Annotated in this window: 13 protein-coding genes, 3 tRNA genes and 1 other RNA gene; 6 read left to right on the plus strand and 11 right to left on the minus strand. The window is 52.3% G+C overall.

Going from position 1 to position 16,525, the window contains the following annotated elements:
* Nucleotides 1–128: 128 nt before the first annotated feature.
* The 6 genes from ABFD83_06405 to ABFD83_06430 all read right to left on the minus strand — a co-directional run bounded on the left by ABFD83_06405 (nt 129) and on the right by ABFD83_06430 (nt 6,271).
* A complete protein-coding gene (locus tag ABFD83_06405) occupies nt 129–383 on the minus strand; it encodes an EF-Tu/IF-2/RF-3 family GTPase (GenBank protein MEN6356702.1) in 255 nt (84 codons plus the stop codon).
* 192 nt (nt 384–575) lie between these two features.
* The gene (locus tag ABFD83_06410) at nt 576–1,946 is read right to left on the minus strand and encodes a PFL family protein (GenBank protein MEN6356703.1); all 1,371 of its coding nucleotides are present in this window, start codon (nt 1,944–1,946) and stop codon (nt 576–578) included.
* Nucleotides 1,943–2,515 carry an ACT domain-containing protein gene (locus ABFD83_06415; protein MEN6356704.1) on the minus strand — a complete coding sequence of 191 codons (573 nt, stop codon included), beginning with the start codon at nt 2,513–2,515 and terminating at the stop codon, nt 1,943–1,945. The genes ABFD83_06410 and ABFD83_06415 overlap by 4 nt, the downstream gene beginning before the upstream one ends.
* Nucleotides 2,516–2,648: 133 nt before the next feature.
* The gene (locus ABFD83_06420; protein MEN6356705.1) at nt 2,649–3,086 is read right to left on the minus strand and encodes a pyridoxamine 5'-phosphate oxidase family protein; all 438 of its coding nucleotides are present in this window, start codon (nt 3,084–3,086) and stop codon (nt 2,649–2,651) included.
* A 54-nt stretch (nt 3,087–3,140) separates the two neighbouring features.
* Complete coding sequence (locus ABFD83_06425; protein ID MEN6356706.1) at nt 3,141–4,520, minus strand: cation:proton antiporter; 1,380 nt, start codon at nt 4,518–4,520, stop codon at nt 3,141–3,143.
* A 398-nt stretch (nt 4,521–4,918) separates the two neighbouring features.
* Complete coding sequence (locus ABFD83_06430; protein ID MEN6356707.1) at nt 4,919–6,271, minus strand: IS110 family transposase; 1,353 nt, start codon at nt 6,269–6,271, stop codon at nt 4,919–4,921.
* A 351-nt stretch (nt 6,272–6,622) separates the two neighbouring features.
* Here ABFD83_06430 and ABFD83_06435 point away from each other — a divergent pair, with 351 nt between their 5' ends.
* A complete protein-coding gene (locus ABFD83_06435) occupies nt 6,623–7,567 on the plus strand; it encodes a glycoside hydrolase family 130 protein (protein MEN6356708.1) in 945 nt (314 codons plus the stop codon).
* 62 nt (nt 7,568–7,629) lie between these two features.
* Here the strand turns inward: ABFD83_06435 and ABFD83_06440 are convergent, their stop codons facing one another.
* From ABFD83_06440 to ABFD83_06460, 5 genes are read right to left on the minus strand one after another with little or no spacing between them, the layout of a single operon-like run.
* Nucleotides 7,630–9,120, minus strand: a complete 1,491-nt coding sequence (locus tag ABFD83_06440) for a monomeric [FeFe] hydrogenase (protein MEN6356709.1) — start codon at nt 9,118–9,120, stop codon at nt 7,630–7,632.
* Nucleotides 9,121–9,124: 4 nt separating this feature from the next.
* On the minus strand, nt 9,125–9,388 hold the full coding sequence (locus ABFD83_06445) for an NAD(P)H-dependent oxidoreductase subunit E (GenBank protein MEN6356710.1): 264 nt from the start codon (nt 9,386–9,388) through the stop codon (nt 9,125–9,127).
* A gap of 11 nt (nt 9,389–9,399) precedes the next feature.
* A complete protein-coding gene (locus ABFD83_06450; GenBank protein ID MEN6356711.1) occupies nt 9,400–10,572 on the minus strand; it encodes a SpoIIE family protein phosphatase in 1,173 nt (390 codons plus the stop codon).
* On the minus strand, nt 10,569–12,317 hold the full coding sequence (locus ABFD83_06455) for a [Fe-Fe] hydrogenase large subunit C-terminal domain-containing protein (protein ID MEN6356712.1): 1,749 nt from the start codon (nt 12,315–12,317) through the stop codon (nt 10,569–10,571). Before ABFD83_06455 ends, ABFD83_06450 begins: the two co-directional genes overlap by 4 nt.
* On the minus strand, nt 12,304–12,570 hold the full coding sequence (locus ABFD83_06460) for a (2Fe-2S) ferredoxin domain-containing protein (GenBank protein ID MEN6356713.1): 267 nt from the start codon (nt 12,568–12,570) through the stop codon (nt 12,304–12,306). Before ABFD83_06460 ends, ABFD83_06455 begins: the two co-directional genes overlap by 14 nt.
* A 374-nt stretch (nt 12,571–12,944) precedes the next feature.
* On the opposite strand from ABFD83_06460, the gene adhE reads away from it, so the two are divergent.
* The 5 genes from adhE (at nt 12,945) to ffs (ending at nt 16,501) form a co-directional block, all read left to right on the plus strand.
* Complete coding sequence (adhE, locus tag ABFD83_06465) at nt 12,945–15,554, plus strand: bifunctional acetaldehyde-CoA/alcohol dehydrogenase (GenBank protein MEN6356714.1); 2,610 nt, start codon at nt 12,945–12,947, stop codon at nt 15,552–15,554.
* 261 nt (nt 15,555–15,815) lie between these two features.
* A tRNA-Arg gene (locus tag ABFD83_06470) sits at nt 15,816–15,891 on the plus strand.
* 6 nt (nt 15,892–15,897) lie between these two features.
* Nucleotides 15,898–15,973: transfer RNA gene (locus ABFD83_06475), tRNA-Arg, on the plus strand.
* A gap of 166 nt (nt 15,974–16,139) precedes the next feature.
* Nucleotides 16,140–16,227, plus strand: a tRNA-Ser gene (locus tag ABFD83_06480).
* 8 nt (nt 16,228–16,235) lie between these two features.
* Nucleotides 16,236–16,501, plus strand: an RNA gene (gene ffs / locus ABFD83_06485) — signal recognition particle sRNA large type.
* Nucleotides 16,502–16,525 lie beyond the last annotated feature (24 nt).

Below are 16,525 nucleotides of genomic sequence, written 5' to 3' on the forward strand. Positions count from 1 at the left end.
TGCGCTGGAAGAGGCACGGAATCGAGACAATCGCACATTTGCGCTCTGCAGTGCTTAATAAAAGAACTGGCAATATATTAGAGGCTGCCAAAATTGCAGCGTGATTCCGTAAATCTGACATGCACCCTTCAGATATATGTCTTATAGACGTCGTCGTGTTCGCGCACGTGCTCGTCCACTTTTACCCCCACGTTCTGCCCTTCGTCCGCTTCATCAATAGGTTGATGTTCAAGCTCAATAGAGCCGACAACAACCTCAGCGTCTGTCGTATGTCCGACAAAGTGCAGCCTGTCGCCTTTGTGCAGTTTTCCATGCTCGACAGCTATGGCAGCCACGCCGATCTTGTCATAGTAGTGCGTTACCTTGCCGATTTTCTCTTCCATCCTATTTCCTCCTGCAGCGGCATTACGGCATTGTAATACCCTTGGGGGCTGGGGGTAGAAACGCGAAGGATACCCTGCGGTTGAAACCGCGGCAACACCTATGCGTAGTCGGCCTTCGCCGACTGGCGTCTTAGTGTCCGAAGGGACACTTTGTGTTTTTGTGGCCGTGAATTTATTCGCTGGGCATTTCCATTAATTATTTAAACTCGTCAGCGGCGCTGGAATCCTTCCGGCCATTTTTACGAACGAATCTGAAGTGTCATTGGGTATGCGCATAATCGGTGATCCGCCAAACAGCCCTCCGAACACGGCTCTGTCTCCTGCCTTCTTGCCGGGGACGGGTATGAGCCTGCATGAAGTGGTCTTTCTGTTGATGACGCCAATCGCCAATTCGTCCATAGTCAGAGCTGCGATAGTCTCGGCGGATGTGTCGCCCGGCAGTACGACCATATCCAACCCTACCGAGCACACACTTGTCATCGCTTCCAGTTTTTCGATAGTCAAGTGGCCGTCTTCGGCAGCTTTCGCGAGAGCTGAGTCCTCGGCGACGGGTATAAACGCGCCGGACAGACCTCCAACTGATGACGACGCAAACGCGCCGCCCTTCTTTACTGCGTCGTTAAGCATTGCTAGTGCAGCGGTCGTTCCCGGCCCGCCGACTTTAGGTATTCCCATAGCCTGGAAAATTTCGCCCACGCTGTCACCTACGTCAGGTGTCGGGGCAAGCGATAGGTCCACAATCCCAAACTCTGCGCCCACAGCCTTCGCCACCTCGCGGCCAATTAGCTCACCGCATCGAGTCACCCTGAAAGCAGTGCTCTTTATCTCTTCGGCAATGCAGCCCAGATCACAGTCCGGGTTTGACTGCCGGAGTCTTTCTATCGCTCGCTTTACCACTCCCGGTCCGCTGACGCCGATATTGATCACGGTCTCAGGCTCGCCGATCCCCTTATATGCTCCCGCCATGAACGGATTGTCCTCGGGCATGTTTGCAAAGACACTGAGCTTGCAGCATCCGAAACCATCAGCTTCGGCTGTCTTTTGGGCTATTTCTTTTATGATGTGACCCAGCAGGAGTACAGCGTTTACGTTGATTCCGGCCTTAGTCGATGCGGCATTGACCGATGCGCAGAGTCGAGTGGTCTGAGAAAGCGCATCCGGCAGGCTTTCGATCAAAGCCTTGTCGGATATGGTCATGCCTTTCTGGACCATTGCAGAGTATCCGCCAATTATATCGATTCCGGCTTCTTCAGCGGCCTTATCGAGTGTATGAGCCACCTGCAGGAGTTCATCCTTGCCGTGCCCGGCCATTACGTCTGCGATGGGGCTTATCGCGACGCGTTTGTTTACTATAGGAATACCGTAGCGAGCAGAAATCGTCCGGCATGCCGGGATCAGAGGCTTCGCATGGGTTACAATTTTTTTGCGTATAAGTTTACAGGCGGTGTCTATATTACGGTCGGCGCAATCGAAGAGGTCTATGCCCATGTTGACTGCGCGCACGTCCAGCTTCTCGCTCTGCAGCATTTCTATAATTTGAAGGGTTTCATCAAGTCCGATCATACTTCCTGCCTCTGCAAATCCATTACTGGCCGAACGTTCAATGTGGCCTGGAATATGTTCTCATGCTGGAGATGAGCAACGATTCCAAACTCCTCACCTACGTTTTCTAATCCGGCCTGTAAATCTTCAATATCGATACCTGCAGGTACGGAAACCTGCGCCAGCATGAGGAGAATACCTTCGTGCACATAGCAGTAGAAGTCGTCTACGTTCACATTTCTGTCGGCGAGATAGCCGGTTGTGCGAGTGATAATACCCTTGTGGTCTCTGCCCTGCATGCTGAGCGTGAAATGTTCAGCAGGGCCCGTATCGCATACAACAGGCTCGACATATGGCCTCACGTTGACTGCAAACTCGCCGACTCCGCCGTTACGCTCTATAGCCCGCCTTATCTCCGATTGCGTCCGTTCATCGGGCATTTGTGCTGAGATGATGAGAGTGAAGTAGCCGCGCACAACTGTCTGGCTTAGGTAGGTGATGTTGCCGTCGATGCCGGTAATTGCCGAGCTTACGTCACGAACGATCCCGATTCGGTCCCGCGCCATCACGGTGACGATGTAGTCGCGCATTTTTCCTCCGAAAATAGCTGAGAGCTGAGAGTGGAGAGCATAGAGCCCAGACTCATAATCGCTCAGTATATATCGAGGTTATTGTATCAGAACAAATGCGCGAAATCCAAATAATCAATCCAAAATACTAAATCTAAAATGTAATGCGGTCCAGCGGGTACTTGTGCGAGTCCATCAGCATGAGTTCTTTGGGCTTTACGACGATCACGACATATTCCGGGTCCGTTTTCCCGCCGGGAAAGTATTCTTTGAGCATATCGCTCCAGAACCGGTCTCTCAGAGCCTGGTCGTCAGAAACACTTGCATGGCCTTTTATAAGGGCATAGCTCCACCCGATCACATTGCCTTCGGTCTTTGTCCAGAAAGCGGTGACTTCCGGGTTTGCCTCAATTTGTTTGATCTTCAGAAGACTGCGGCCCGTGATGAAATAGATCGTGAAATCATCATCCACACCCGCAGTCCACATAGTCCTGGGGTGTGGAAATCCTTCGCTGTCGATCGTCATGAAAACAGCATTAACCGCCGAGTCGATCAACGCTTTTGCGCGTGACTTTATGTCTTGATCATTCATGATCCGTCTCCTCCAAGGGTTGAGTGGGTCACTTCTTGATTCCCACAATCGCCCTTATTTATTCATGGAGGCGGACTCGTCTGCTGCACGTTGGCTTCTTGATCTTCTTTCAATGCTCCATTTTAGGACCGGCGGGGTTATCATTGTCGTAAGCACAACCATTATGACAACCGCCGAATAGGTTGCATGATTGACCACTCGCATTCCATCCAGCACCAGCTTGCTGCCTATCGATGCGAATATGAGACCGACTTCGCCTCGAGGAATCATCCCGATTCCTATCGAGACCCTATCGAGCCCCTTTTGCAAGACGCCCAGTCCGCAGACCTGTTTGCCGAGTATCGCAGCAAGCGTAAGCACCCCGGCAAAGACAAGCACTTCCGGATTTGCGAATGTGCGCAGGTCAACGTTGGCTCCCATCCTGACGAAGAATATCGGCACCAGGAACCCGGCGATGGGCGCAATTAGCTCATCTACAGAATGCTCACCGCGCTCGGTAAAGTCCCGCCAGTGGATTTCGTCCATGATGAGACCGGCAGCGAAAGCTCCGACTATCGGAGCCAGGTCTATCTGAGCGGCAAGGTATGCGAAACCGAAACAGATTCCGAGCGCAGTTGCCAGCAGCAGCCCTTCAGCTTTGAATCGCGAAGCAATATTGAAAACGCGTGGGGCAAGTTTTGCTCCGATAAAGAGCGCGCCAAAGAGGAACAGCATAGCTTTCAGCACTATCCACAAAATGGAGATGCTGGACATTTTTGCGCCTGTGGCTGCTGCAGTTATGATCCCGCTTATGACCGCCAGTATTACAAGTCCCTGAACATCGTCAATAACCGCGGCTCCAAGAATGATACGAGCCTCAGGTGTCTGGACGCGTCCGAGGTCTCTAAGCACTCTGGCTGTGATCCCGACGCTGGTTGCGCAGAGTGTGGCTCCTATGAAGATATGCGCATAAACGCTTTCCAGCGGCAGAAAGAATGATGCTACGCCCCATCCCAGAAAGAAAGGCGCAATGACTCCGAGGGTTGCCACTACCAGTGATGATGCGCCGACTTTCATCATCTTGTTGAGGTCGGATTCCAATCCCACTTGAAACAGAAGCAGCATCACACCAATTTCTGATAGTATCTCAACGCTCATGTCGGTTTTTATGAACTCGACACTGTGGAAACCGATAAGGTAGAGATTGCCTACAATAATACCGAAGATGAGTTCGCCCAGGACGGCCGGCTGGCCAATGCGGACCATGACATCGCCGCCGATTTTTGCGGCAACTAAGATCACGATCAGCGCAAGGAGCACGCGAGGCAGTTCAAGACTTGCATCGTCTCCATGGCCGCTCGACGCGTGAGCGATGCAGCTTGTCAGACATAATACGACTATTGCGATTACAAGCAGACGAATTAGAGTGCCGCGGCCGGTTTTGAAGTTTTTCATGTTTACCTCTCAAAGATTCGATGACCCGAAAACCGTCTTTGTATATCGGGCATCGTCGCCTTGTGTGCCGGGCACCTTTTGCGGAACAGAGTCTCAACTCGGTTGATTTCTCCGTGTCCTGTCTATATATTATATGTATTATATGGGAATGATGCTTTGTCCTTCGCAATTAAGCACCAGGATAAGCGCAATTCTTTTTGCCGGTTGTAGTATAAAATTATCGTCTTACCCTCTACCGGTGTTGGATTGTTCCCGATATAATGGGTTGTATAGACTCGGGGTGTAAAGTCAAGCCCTAATTTGGAGTAGTTTTTGTAGTGCTGGTGGGCGTGCCAAAGTGTTCGCCTTCCAGATGGGTGTCGAGAGACGTGTTCTTTGACAATCTAAGACGGTGCTATTTAATCCCTGTGGACTCGGAACGCTCTTTTGGCTTGCCGACGCCTGGTGATATGTCGCACGAGTTCACCCTGGGTCATGTCTTTGGGTGACGGATTTTCGGCGCGGTCCTCCTTTCTTTGGTCGGGAGTCTTGTAGAGCACACCTTTATGCAGCAGATTGAAGATGAGCCTTACAAGCTTGCGAGCACATAAGACACACGCTCTCTTGTGGTGGTGGGTGGTCGACTCGCGATATTTGGTCTTGTAGAATCGGGCAAACTCGTCGTTATGTGTTCTCAGAGAGTTTGCCGCCTCGACCAGATAATAGCGGAGATACTTGTTTCCGGCACGGCTCATAGGAGTGTCATCCGAGTCGAACTCGCCGGACTGGTTCTTTTTCCAGACGATGGACGCAAACTTTGCAAGGGCGGAGTCTGAGTCAAAGCGTCTGACGTCTTGGATTTCGGCAATGATTCCGGCTGTAAAGACGGGGCCCAGGCCGGGGACCGAAAGGAGAATAGTCGCATAGCTATTGAATGCAGCGAGCTCTTTCGCAATTGCTTTGTCGACGGCGTCGATCTGGCGCTCAAAGAACCTTATGTTCTCCAGCGTCATTGCAAGCACAAGATTCACCGGGTTGGAAAGGCATTTGTTGAGTCGGTATGAGTTCCTCGCGGCATTTCTTACCGCGTTGGCGACTTGTTCGGGGTCGGCAAAGGAGTTTTTGCTCTTCTCGATTAGGAACGCGGCAAGGTCTTCAATTGAGGCTTCGGCAATTTCATCGACTGTGAGGAACTCCATAAGCAGCGCGCTCGAAGTCGCGCCAAACGGGTCCGAGAACGGTTTCTCTTGTCGAAACGCCGAAAACTTGAGAAACAGGTTCGTAAGGAAGCGGTTCTTTTCGGAAGTAACTGATTGTGCAAGTTGAAACCGATGTCTGGTGAGCTTTTGCAAAGCGAGATATTTCTCATCAATTAGCAGGGGCTTTGGAGGCTTTCTGAAACGAAGAAACTCGGCGATCATGAGAGCGTCAAGAGGGTCCGTCTTCGGAATATCTGGATATATCTTCTTGAACTTCGCGACCTGCCGGGCATTGAGATTATGAACATTGGCGTCGAGACCGGCAAGTCCGGGATGTGATCGCAGTGTTTCGACAAGAGCCGTCCAGAGATTTCCGGTGGCCTCCATCCCAATTTCGATCTTATCTATTTTGAGCTTGGAGACGACTCCGTTAATTCTCTCAATGAGTAAATCAACACCGAGAGGATTGTGAGGAAAGCTGAACCGTTTGACCGGTTCCGTCGTATCATCGAGTTTGAAAGCCACCGCGACGTTCTTGAGCGAAAGGTCCAGGCCAACATAAAGGGTAGACATCAGGCACCGCCTTAAAGAAAGTAGCTATCTGGGCTCCTGTCATCTTTTGCATCAACAGCCTCGCGGATCAGAACTGGCGTCCCGGCTTGGGATTCGGGTCTCATCGACACACCCCGCCTGCTGCGCGGGCAATGGACCGGCCGTTCATCTCGGGTGTAAGAAGTAACAAAAGACCAGGGGTAGCAGTCTAAAGCGAACGGTCAAAGCCGCAAGGAGAACCAGCCGTTCCCTGATAGCTCTTAACTATTTTGACAGGAGCCAAGCGTTCGGGCAACTCCTGCAACAGATAGTGCCCGAACAAGAATGATTATACGAGGAGTATGAATTTGCATGGAGGCATCATATATGCCAATGAGGCTGGGCAGAGATGTTGTCGAGCGGTGGTATAAAAATCCGATCATTACGCTCGAACATGTTCCCTTTGCTTGCAATACGGTCTTCAACGCCGCTGCAACCAAGTTTGGGGACGAATATATACTGCTTCTGAGAATTGAAGACCTTGCGGGTCGGTCTGTATTCGCGCTTGCAAGGAGTGAAGACGGATATCATTTCAGCGTGGACCCTCAACCTGCGCTTGAGCCGTCCAAAGTGGAGCCGTTCCGTTCGTATGAGCGGCGGGGTATCGAAGACCCCCGCATCACATATCTGGAGGGCGAGTATTACATTATGTATACCGCCTACTCCAGATACGGCGCGCGCCTTGCTCTGTGCAAGACGAGTGATTTTAAGAACTTTGAAAGGCTCGGGCTGATCTCAGAGCCGGAAAATAAGGACGGCTGCCTGTTTCCGCGCAAGATCAAGGGACGATATGTCCGGCTCGACAGGCCATATGGCGGCGGGATCGGCAATATATGGCTCTCTTATTCGGACGACCTTCTGCATTGGGGCGACTCCGAGGTTGTCATGACCACACGCGGCGGTTTCTGGGATTCGGACCGTATCGGCGCATGCGCCCCTCCCATTGAGACTGAGCAGGGTTGGCTCGATATATATCACGGCGTAAAGAATACCAGCGCCGGCCCCATATACAGAATGGGCGCGGCCTTGCTCGATCTAGAGAACCCCGCTAAGGTTCTCTGCCGAAGCGCTGTCCCTATTCTGACTCCACGCGAGTATTATGAGCGTGTAGGTGATGTGGGCAATGTTGTGTTCTCATGCGGAGCAATATTGGAGGACGGCGGCAAACTCAAGATTTACTATGGCGCAGCCGACACCTGTATTTGTCTTGGTTTTGCCGATGTTAACATGCTCATAGACAGGTGCCGCACAGATACAGATGGAGAAGACCTGGAGTAAAAATCAATAACACATAAATGTGGAAAGTGGAAAGCGAGCGATCGCTTTCCACTTTTTGTTTTTTATCCATTCAAATCGCGCTCGCCGGGACAGATTTTATCCGGTATCTTTATTTTAGATTCACTTCTTAGCTGCTGCACTCTCTTAGTTGCTGTCTTGGGATTACCGATAACGCACGGACCGGCCACACATCCGCCCTCGCAACACATCACTTCCAGCACATTAAAGTCGCCGCCGTGGAGGGCATAGTTCTTCATCGTCTTCAGAGACTGCTTGGATATGCCGTCAATGAGTTCTGGTTTAATCTCGTCATGCAACACCGATTCGTCGTCGGTCATATCTTTTATAGCCTCGGCGACCCCGCCGCTCACAGGAAACCCTCTGCCGCTGGCATGTGCCGGTAAATCTGCAGGCTGTGGTTCGGCGTCCGCAACGTCTATTCCCTTGGCGACCAGCAGTGATCCCAGTTCTTCGAACGTGAGAGTGTAGTCGACCAGCGGATCATCGACTGCTTCTTTTATCTTGGCTGCGCAGGGGCTTATAAACACCCTGAGCGCGTCAGGATACTGCTGCGCTGCTATCTCTGCGGCGCAGTGCATAGGGGTGCAGGTTTTGGAGACAAATGGCCGAAGTTCCGGCACATGTTTTTGAACTGCATATATGTATGCCGGGCAGCATGACGTTGCCATGAACGGATCACCCTCACCAAGCCTTTCAGCCAGCTCGATAGACTCCCGCCGGGCGACAATATCTGCCCCGAGTGCTACCTCCACCACATGATCGAACCCGAGCTGCTTTAGCGCCCCGACAACCTGTTCCAGTGACGCATCGAACTGACCGGCCAGCGCCGGAGCTATCAGCGCAACCGTTTTTCGGGGTGAGAGCAGGTTTTTGATGATATCCACAATTTGCGAGAGGCTCATAATCGCGCCGAACGGGCAGGCAGCCATGCACTTTCCGCACAAGATGCACTTCGCCTCGTCGATGATCTCCACGCCATCCTCGCCTTTTGAGATAGCTCCGACAGGACATTCCTCCTCACATGGGATCGGGACATATACAACTGCATGATACGGGCACACTTTCATGCATTTTCCACAGTTGACGCACTTCTCGGAATCGATCCTGGCCTGACCTTCGACAAATGAGATACACTTCTTGGGGCAGTTGACCGCGCACGGTCTGGCGAAGCAGCCTCTGCAAGCGTTGGTGACGAAGTAGTTTGTGCGCACGCACGCGCTGCACGCTTCATCAATTACTGTCAGATCACTCTGAGTCACCTTCTCGCGAGACAGAGCAAGCTGCGCATACTGCCCGAGTGTCATTAACTCGTCCGCTTCATCCTCGACCTTGAAACCCAGCGATGCCATGAGGCGATATTTGATCACTGCCCGCTCTTTATGGACGCAGCAGCGGTCGTGCGGGCTTCCTTTGGGCCGCACCTCGATGGGGATTCTGTCTATATTCTCAACAAGCTTATTTTCAAAGGCAAGCTGTGCCAGGCGCACCAGCAGCAGCCGCCGAATGCGAGTTGTGTTGTTGTCATATTGCATAATGCTATCCGCCTTCGCCCCTTGCAAGCAGGTTTATCCGTTCGATCACGACCGGCAGGCTGGCTTCGCTGACAACTTCTTCGTTTATCATCACAAACGGGGCTTTTCCGTAATTCTCACCTTTGCACAAACCCAGGCAGCGCATACCTTCTATTTCTACTAAGCATTTAATATCGGGTTCCAGATGGTCCTCAAGCGACTGGAGATACATTCCGCCCATGAGATAACATGTAGTGCCCGCGCAGATTTTGACTTTGATTTTATCCATCTAAGCTGTCCCTATACATAGTCGATTCGGACCTCCTTGAGATACTTCTCCCTGAGCAGGCCCACAATCTTCTTTACGACATTGCGCCGTATATCCAGTTCCACAGGCAGGTGGGGGTTCTGGTGAGCTTCGTTTATGCGAGTGCCCACAACAAACTCTATTATATCGCTTTGCAGCAGCATATCCACCAGCCGTGTTGCGCCGTTTTCGTACGCGGGGTTCTGATCCGACTCCAGTATCTGTGCGGTCTTGCCGAGTGTCAGGCAGCCCTCGGTCACCAGATCGACGCCGTCCATGATCGAAGTAGTAGGTATCTCAGGATCGATATCCGTCAGGTCCATCGTGACGGGCCTGTTAAGCTCTCTAGCCACTATATTCGCTGTAGTGCCGCCACAGACGACTGTCCGCCCATCGTATGTGTCGATCATATGAGCACACTCGGCATCACTTTCTTTATCGTACGGCGGCCCTGTGACAATCAGCAATCGCCTCGGGTGACGCAAATAGATAACTCCACAAGTGATATCATCTCCAGGGTTTCTATTATCATTCTGGAGGGCCTGGTCGGTGATGATATGGCTTAGACTTCGCGCGGATATGTCATTGTTCCTGCTCACAAGATCGAGTATCTGACTTTTGACGCCTTCCATGCCCCAGCCGAGAGGGTATTCGTATGTGCCCATACCCGACTGGCTGATCCCGTCGGAGAAGAAGACTATTCGGTCGCCCATGGTCGCGGTAAACTCCGAGTATGTCAGGCTGCGGCCGTTCCAGCGATCATTGGAGACAATCGACTGCGCGACCTGCACATCTTTGCTGTTTCTAATGAGTAAAAAGCGCGGGTTGCCGTGCTCTATGATGCGTGTTTCGCCGAGGATATTAGTGTCGACGATCGTGAATGCCGAATAGCTGATCTTTCGCTCCGGGCATATGGGCAGTGCGTCCATCACTATCTCAGCAGCTCTGCGTGTTTCAATGTTGCCGGTCACGTATTCAAGCGCCATCTGCGCAGTCAGAGACGCAAGCACGCATGCCTCCACACCGGAGCCAAGGCCGTCCACCAGCACCGATACAACCCTGTTGCCGCCATCAGTCTTTCTTGATAGAAACACATCTCCGGCGGCATTCTGGCCGGACTTTCGCAGCTGGCAGTAGTCCACTTCTATGAATGAGCCTACGTTCATTTTTCCATCTCCTCGTCTTTGTCGTAGCGAGCCACGGAGAACCCGTCGACGATGGAGTTTAATATCAGCTCAGACTCAGCGGAGCTTTTGCCCAGGCGAAACGCTATGTCCTGAACATTGGTCAGCATATTTTGGATCACCTGCTGCGCCTTTTCCACTATCTGCTCTCTGCGCAGCTCGGTGCTGGTGACGTTTATCATGATCGCGCCTACCACTCGATGACGCTCGACAGTAAATATAGTGACGCTGAGCACCGTGTCGCCAAAGCGAATATATTTTCGGATGATGTCCTCGCCGCTTTCCAGAACATCAGCAAATAGCTCCGAAAACGGCAGTATCGAACTCAATGCTGCTCCGACAAGCCCCGGCACCGCCTCACTGACTAATTCCAGGTCGCTGCCTCCGAGTTTCACGAACTCGCTGTTGCATTCTATAATGCTTAGCTTCTCGTCAACGATCACCGTGGCATAAGGCAGAGTGTGCAGTATTGCGTTGGCCTTCTTTTGCGCCAGCTCGCGCATATATGAAACGCACATGTTCGGCTCGGCGTTTCCGGCCAGTATCGCCCAAGCTAGCTCACGACACGAGTGATATCCGCAGCCTCCGCAGTTAAGCTCGTCTTCAATGCTCTGCTTGCCGATCTTATGAAGCGTGCTTTCTATCTCCTGCTGGGTATAGTCTGTTCGGCTTATCGGGGGAGTGTGCAGATCATCAGCAAGGCCGATAGCTGGTCTTCTGGGATATGCGTCCGGCGAGAAATCCGTATAGTCGAGGATGTTGAGACGAGACTCGATCTCTGAGCGTTCCTGCGCCTTAGGACCATTGACACATCCTCCTTCACAAGCGAGCAGTTCTAAAAAGACGCTGTGAGAGATATTGGCAGGGTCGATACTTCGCAGCGCCTTGTCTATATTCTCTATGCCGGATATGCTCTGAAACTGTGCTTTTGTACCCACACAATTGAGTCTTGTAGCTTCGAGCATGCCGCCTTCGACCGGGTAGATCGCCCCCTCTGCCGCCTTTTTGGGTATAAATATATCGCTGTCGTCGGGTTGAATGTCATCGAGCGAAATCTTTTCGTCAGCAAGCCATGCCCGCAGGTCTTCAAATGTGATCGCAGCGCTCAGAAGCTCGGGATGATAGTGAGCATCCAGCTTCTTTGCGATGCATGGGCCGATAAATACGACCGATGTGTCTTCCCCGAAATTGTCTTTGATCAGTTTGCAGTGCGCCAGCAGCGGCGAGAGAATGTGCGTGATCGACGCGGCGCGCTCCGGCAGATATTTGGATATATATTCCACCACCACCGGGCATGCCGATGAAATATAGAGATTGTTCTTGTCAGCATTTCTCTCAATATCCGATGCTGCCTGAGCCGACACCTGCTGCGCGCCGAGAGCAGTCTCACTGACACCCGAAAAGCCGAGCATCTTGAGCGTGTGTATCAGCTTTGCGGGGCCAACACCATTGAATTCACTGACAAATGACGGCGCCAATGAGACAAAAACCCTGCTGCCATTGCTTATAACTTGCTTCACATCAGGCAGGTCGTCTCTTACCTTCTTCGCCCCGGAAGGGCATACACTTACACAGTGGCCGCACACGATGCAGAGTTCCGGCACTATACTGGCCTGGTTGTTTGTGACCCGTATCGCCTTGACGGGGCACTCGCGCACGCATTTGTAGCAGTCCTGGCACCTTGCGCCTTCGGAGTATACGGGTTTGTAGACTTTATTTTGCATCATCGTGATCACCTCTTGAAAGAGCAGCGTCCAGGATGTCTTTGATGTTGTCGGGTTCGACACCGGTTATGAGTTCACCGTTAATGCGGATATTTGGGCCATGCATGCATTCACCTTCGCACCGGCTGCCTGCCAGCCTGACACTCCCCTCGACGCCGTTATCTTTGAGATACTCCTGAATGGCGGCGAGGTTCTTGCTATTGCCCCGCGAGAAGCAGGAACTGCCCATGCACACAACAATCTCGATACGTTTCATATCGGCACCTCAATAAACCGATTGCGCCCTGAGTAATCGGTAATTATTTATCTATTAATACCATGTTCTAATGTGGTTGTCAATTGAATAGTTACAATAGTAACGATATATCTGAAATACCAACCTGCAGGCGGTTTATTCGGCTTAAAAGCAGGGTATTAGTTACAGGCTCAGGGGCACAGATTCAGCGCAGAGGTTGCGATTTGAAAATTAATTGCGAATATTCTAACGAGTGCTCTTGACAAACTGGCAGCGTGTGCCTATCATTATATTGATAACTAATTATCGATATGTGGCGTGCGATTGGTTTTCGCACACCGTGAATGCTTAGGGGGGTTAAAATGGCTACTGTAATTGCTCCAACAATAAAAGAAATGCAACCACAAAAGGACCGCGCAGGTGAAGTCGAAAATGCACGGATCGAGCCGTGCACGCAAATCGACAAGCTGGTTTCCCGAGCAAACAGCGCGCTGCGCCAATTTGCCGATTACAATCAGGAACAGGTGGACGCCATAGTCAAGGCTATGACGCTTGCCGGTGAGGCGGCAAGGCTCCAACTGGCGCGAATGGCCGTTGACGAGACCGGCATGGGCGTTTTTGAGGACAAAGTTATCAAAAATCAGTTCTCGACCGAATACATCTACAATAATATAAGGGATCGCAAGACGGTAGGCATCATAGATGAGGACGACAAAGAGGGCATTATCACAATTGCGGACCCGGTCGGTGTTATTGCGGCAATAACACCCGTTACAAACCCCACATCTACAACCATATTTAAATCGATAATTGCCATGAAGACGCGTAACCCAATTATTTTCGCGTTTCACCCCAAGGCGCAGGAATGTAGTTCCGAAGCCGCAAGAGTGGTTCGCGACGCAGCGATCGAGGCGGGCGCGCCGGAAGACTGCATTCAGTGGATTGACGAGCCTTCACTCGATATGACTAACGCACTTATAAAACATGACGGCATTGCCACTATCCTTGCCACCGGCGGCAGCGGCATGGTCAAAGCGGCCTACAGCTCCGGCAAGCCTGCGCTGGGCGTGGGACCGGGCAACGTGCCGGTTTATATAGAAAAGACCGCCGACATATTTCGAGCCGTCAATGACGTGATAATATCCAAGACGTTCGACAACGGCACCATCTGCGCATCCGAGCAGTCTGTAGTGGTCGATGAAGAGATTGCCGATGCGGCAATGAAGCGATTCGCAGAGCAGGGCGCATATGTGCTCAATCCTGAAGAGACCAAAAAAGTCGGTGCGGTTGCCGTGGACGAAAAGCGGCACTCCATGTCCCCGGCTGTGGTCGGCCAGAGCGCTGTGAAGATTGCCAAGCTCTCCGGCATAAATGTCCCGGCAGCAACGAAGCTCCTGATTGCGCCATTGAACGATGTCGGGCCAAACACACCCTTGAGCCGTGAAAAGCTTTCGCCTATACTCGGCTTTTATGTGGCAAAGAGCACTCGTGAGGCCATAGATATCTGCGACAGGCTTGTGCACTTCGGCGGTCTTGGTCACTCGGCGGCTATTCACTCCAAGAATGCCGACATAATACGCGAGTATAGCATGCGAATCAAGACCAGCCGGATACTCGAGAACGTGCCGACCAGCTTTGGTGCTATCGGCGATATATACAACAGGCTGGCTCCGTCGCTGACTCTGGGCTGCGGCGCTTACGGAGGCAACTCGACATCCGACAATGTCGGCGTCAGCAACCTGCTCAATATCAAACGAGTTAGCAGGCGAAGAGTGAACATGAAATGGTTCAAAGTGCCGCCCAAGGTCTATTTTGAGAAGGGCTGCCTTGAATATCTGAGCAAAATCGACAGAAAGCGCGCGGTAATTGTCGCCGACCCGACGATGGTCAAGCTGGGCATGGTCAAAAAGGCCGAGGATTATCTACGCAAGGCCGGTATGGAGATCGAGATATTCGGTGATGTTGAGCCTGACCCGACCACCGATACGATCTACCGCGGCGTCGAGATGATGAGCCGGTTTAATCCTGACTTGATCGTGGCGTTCGGTGGCGGTTCGGCAATTGACGCGGCAAAGGGAATGTGGCTCTTCTATGAGTGCCCGGAGGCTAAGTTCCAGGATATGGCGCTGAGGTTTATGGACATTCGCAAGCGCTCTATGCGCTTCCCTGAGCTAGGCAGAAAGGCGCTGTTTGTCGCAGTCCCGACGACATCCGGCACGGGTTCTGAGGTAACGTCCTTTGCCGTAATCACAGACAAATCGACGGGCACGAAGTACCCTCTGGCCGACTATGAGCTGACGCCGGACATTGCAATATTGGACCCGGAACTGACTTATACGGTCCCGAAGTCAGTCACGGCAGACACGGGGATGGACGTGCTCTCCCATGCGCTTGAGGCATGCGTATCGGTTATGGCGAGCGATTACACCGATGCCCTTGCTATTCAGGCGGCGAAGATGGTGTTTAAGTATCTGCCGGTTGCGTATGAACAACCGGGTAACGAAGATGCGCGCGAAAAGATGCACAACGCAAGCTGTATGGCCGGTATGGCGTTTACAAACGCTTTTCTGGGCGTCAATCACAGCCTGGCGCATAAGATAGGCGGAGAGTTTCATGTGCCGCATGGCCGGGCGAATGCAATTCTGCTGCCGCATGTGGTCAGATACAACGGTTCGCTGCCGTCCAAGTTCACGGCTTACCCGAAGTATGAGCACCCGGTGGCAGACGTCAAATATCAGGAGATAGCGAAAGCTCTGGGCCTGCCTGCCGATACTCCGCAGCAGGGTGTGGAGAGTTTGGCGAAGGCCGTTGAGGACCTGCGCTCTAAGCTCAATATCCCCGCAAGCTTTGCGGAGGCCGGAATACCGGAGGACGTTTATATGAAAGCGCTGGACAAAGTAGCCTTGAAAGCCTTTGACGACCAGTGTACTGGCGCGAACCCGCGCTATCCGCTGGTGGATGAGTTGAGGGGCATTCTTTTGAAAGCTTACAAACCATCCAAATAGCAGTTGACTTTGCCTCCTGTCTCTCCGGCGCATGCGGCAGCGCCGGAGAGACAATTTTATATATGCAACAATCCCTTATACTTCGCGGGCGAATGCCCCGAAGATGGGCACTTTACTGAAAGCCTGCATACCTCACTGCAAATGCCCCGAATAGCAAACCTGTTCTCTCCATTTTCGCATTTTTATTGACAGTCTCGCCATCCAATGGTATACTTTTTTGGTCGGCTAGGCTAATTAGCTTCGGCAGACGGTTTGTGTCGTGCGCTCGTAGCTCAGGGGATAGAGCGAATGGTTGCGGACCATTAGGTCGGGGGTTCGAATCCCTTCGAGCGCACCATATCATGGCCGATTAGCTCAATGGATAGAGCGCCGCCGTCCTAAGGCGGGCGTTGGGGGTTCGATTCCCTCATCGGCCACCACCCCTAGTAGGGGTTGCCCACATGTTTCGATCGGAAACAGAGTTTGGTTATGGATGGATAGTCTGCCGTCGGCGGCTATTCAGTTTTTATATACATTTTATCGGAAGTGCGGCGAGCGCCCAAGTGGGCAGTGTCCGGCTTCCGTTTTTGGTCTTTTAGATATCGCGGAGAGGTGGCTGAGTGGTCGAAAGCGACGGTCTCGAAAACCGTTGTGCCTCCGGGCACCGTGGGTTCGAATCCCACCCTCTCCGCCAAGTTGTGACCGTGCTAGACGGGGAGCTAGCGGTGCCCTGTAACCCGTAATCCGCTCTAAAGGGGTTGAATTCCTGTCCGCGGTCTGATCCGTTTGAGTTGCACCTTGGTAAGTGGTGTTGATAGTCGGGCCCTACGCAATGCCCGGCGTGTGAACCCCGTCAGGTCCGGAAGGAAGCAGCGGTAAACACGTTCGCGCATGTGCCGTATGGTGATCCGGCTGGAGCTAACTGCACGGGCAGCGCTTGGGCGGTCTTATCAGAGGCAGGTGCACGGTCGCTATTCAGTTTGAAAGTTTGA

Source organism: Armatimonadota bacterium (assembly GCA_039679645.1).
Lineage (GTDB): Bacteria > Armatimonadota > UBA5829 > UBA5829 > UBA5829 > UBA5829.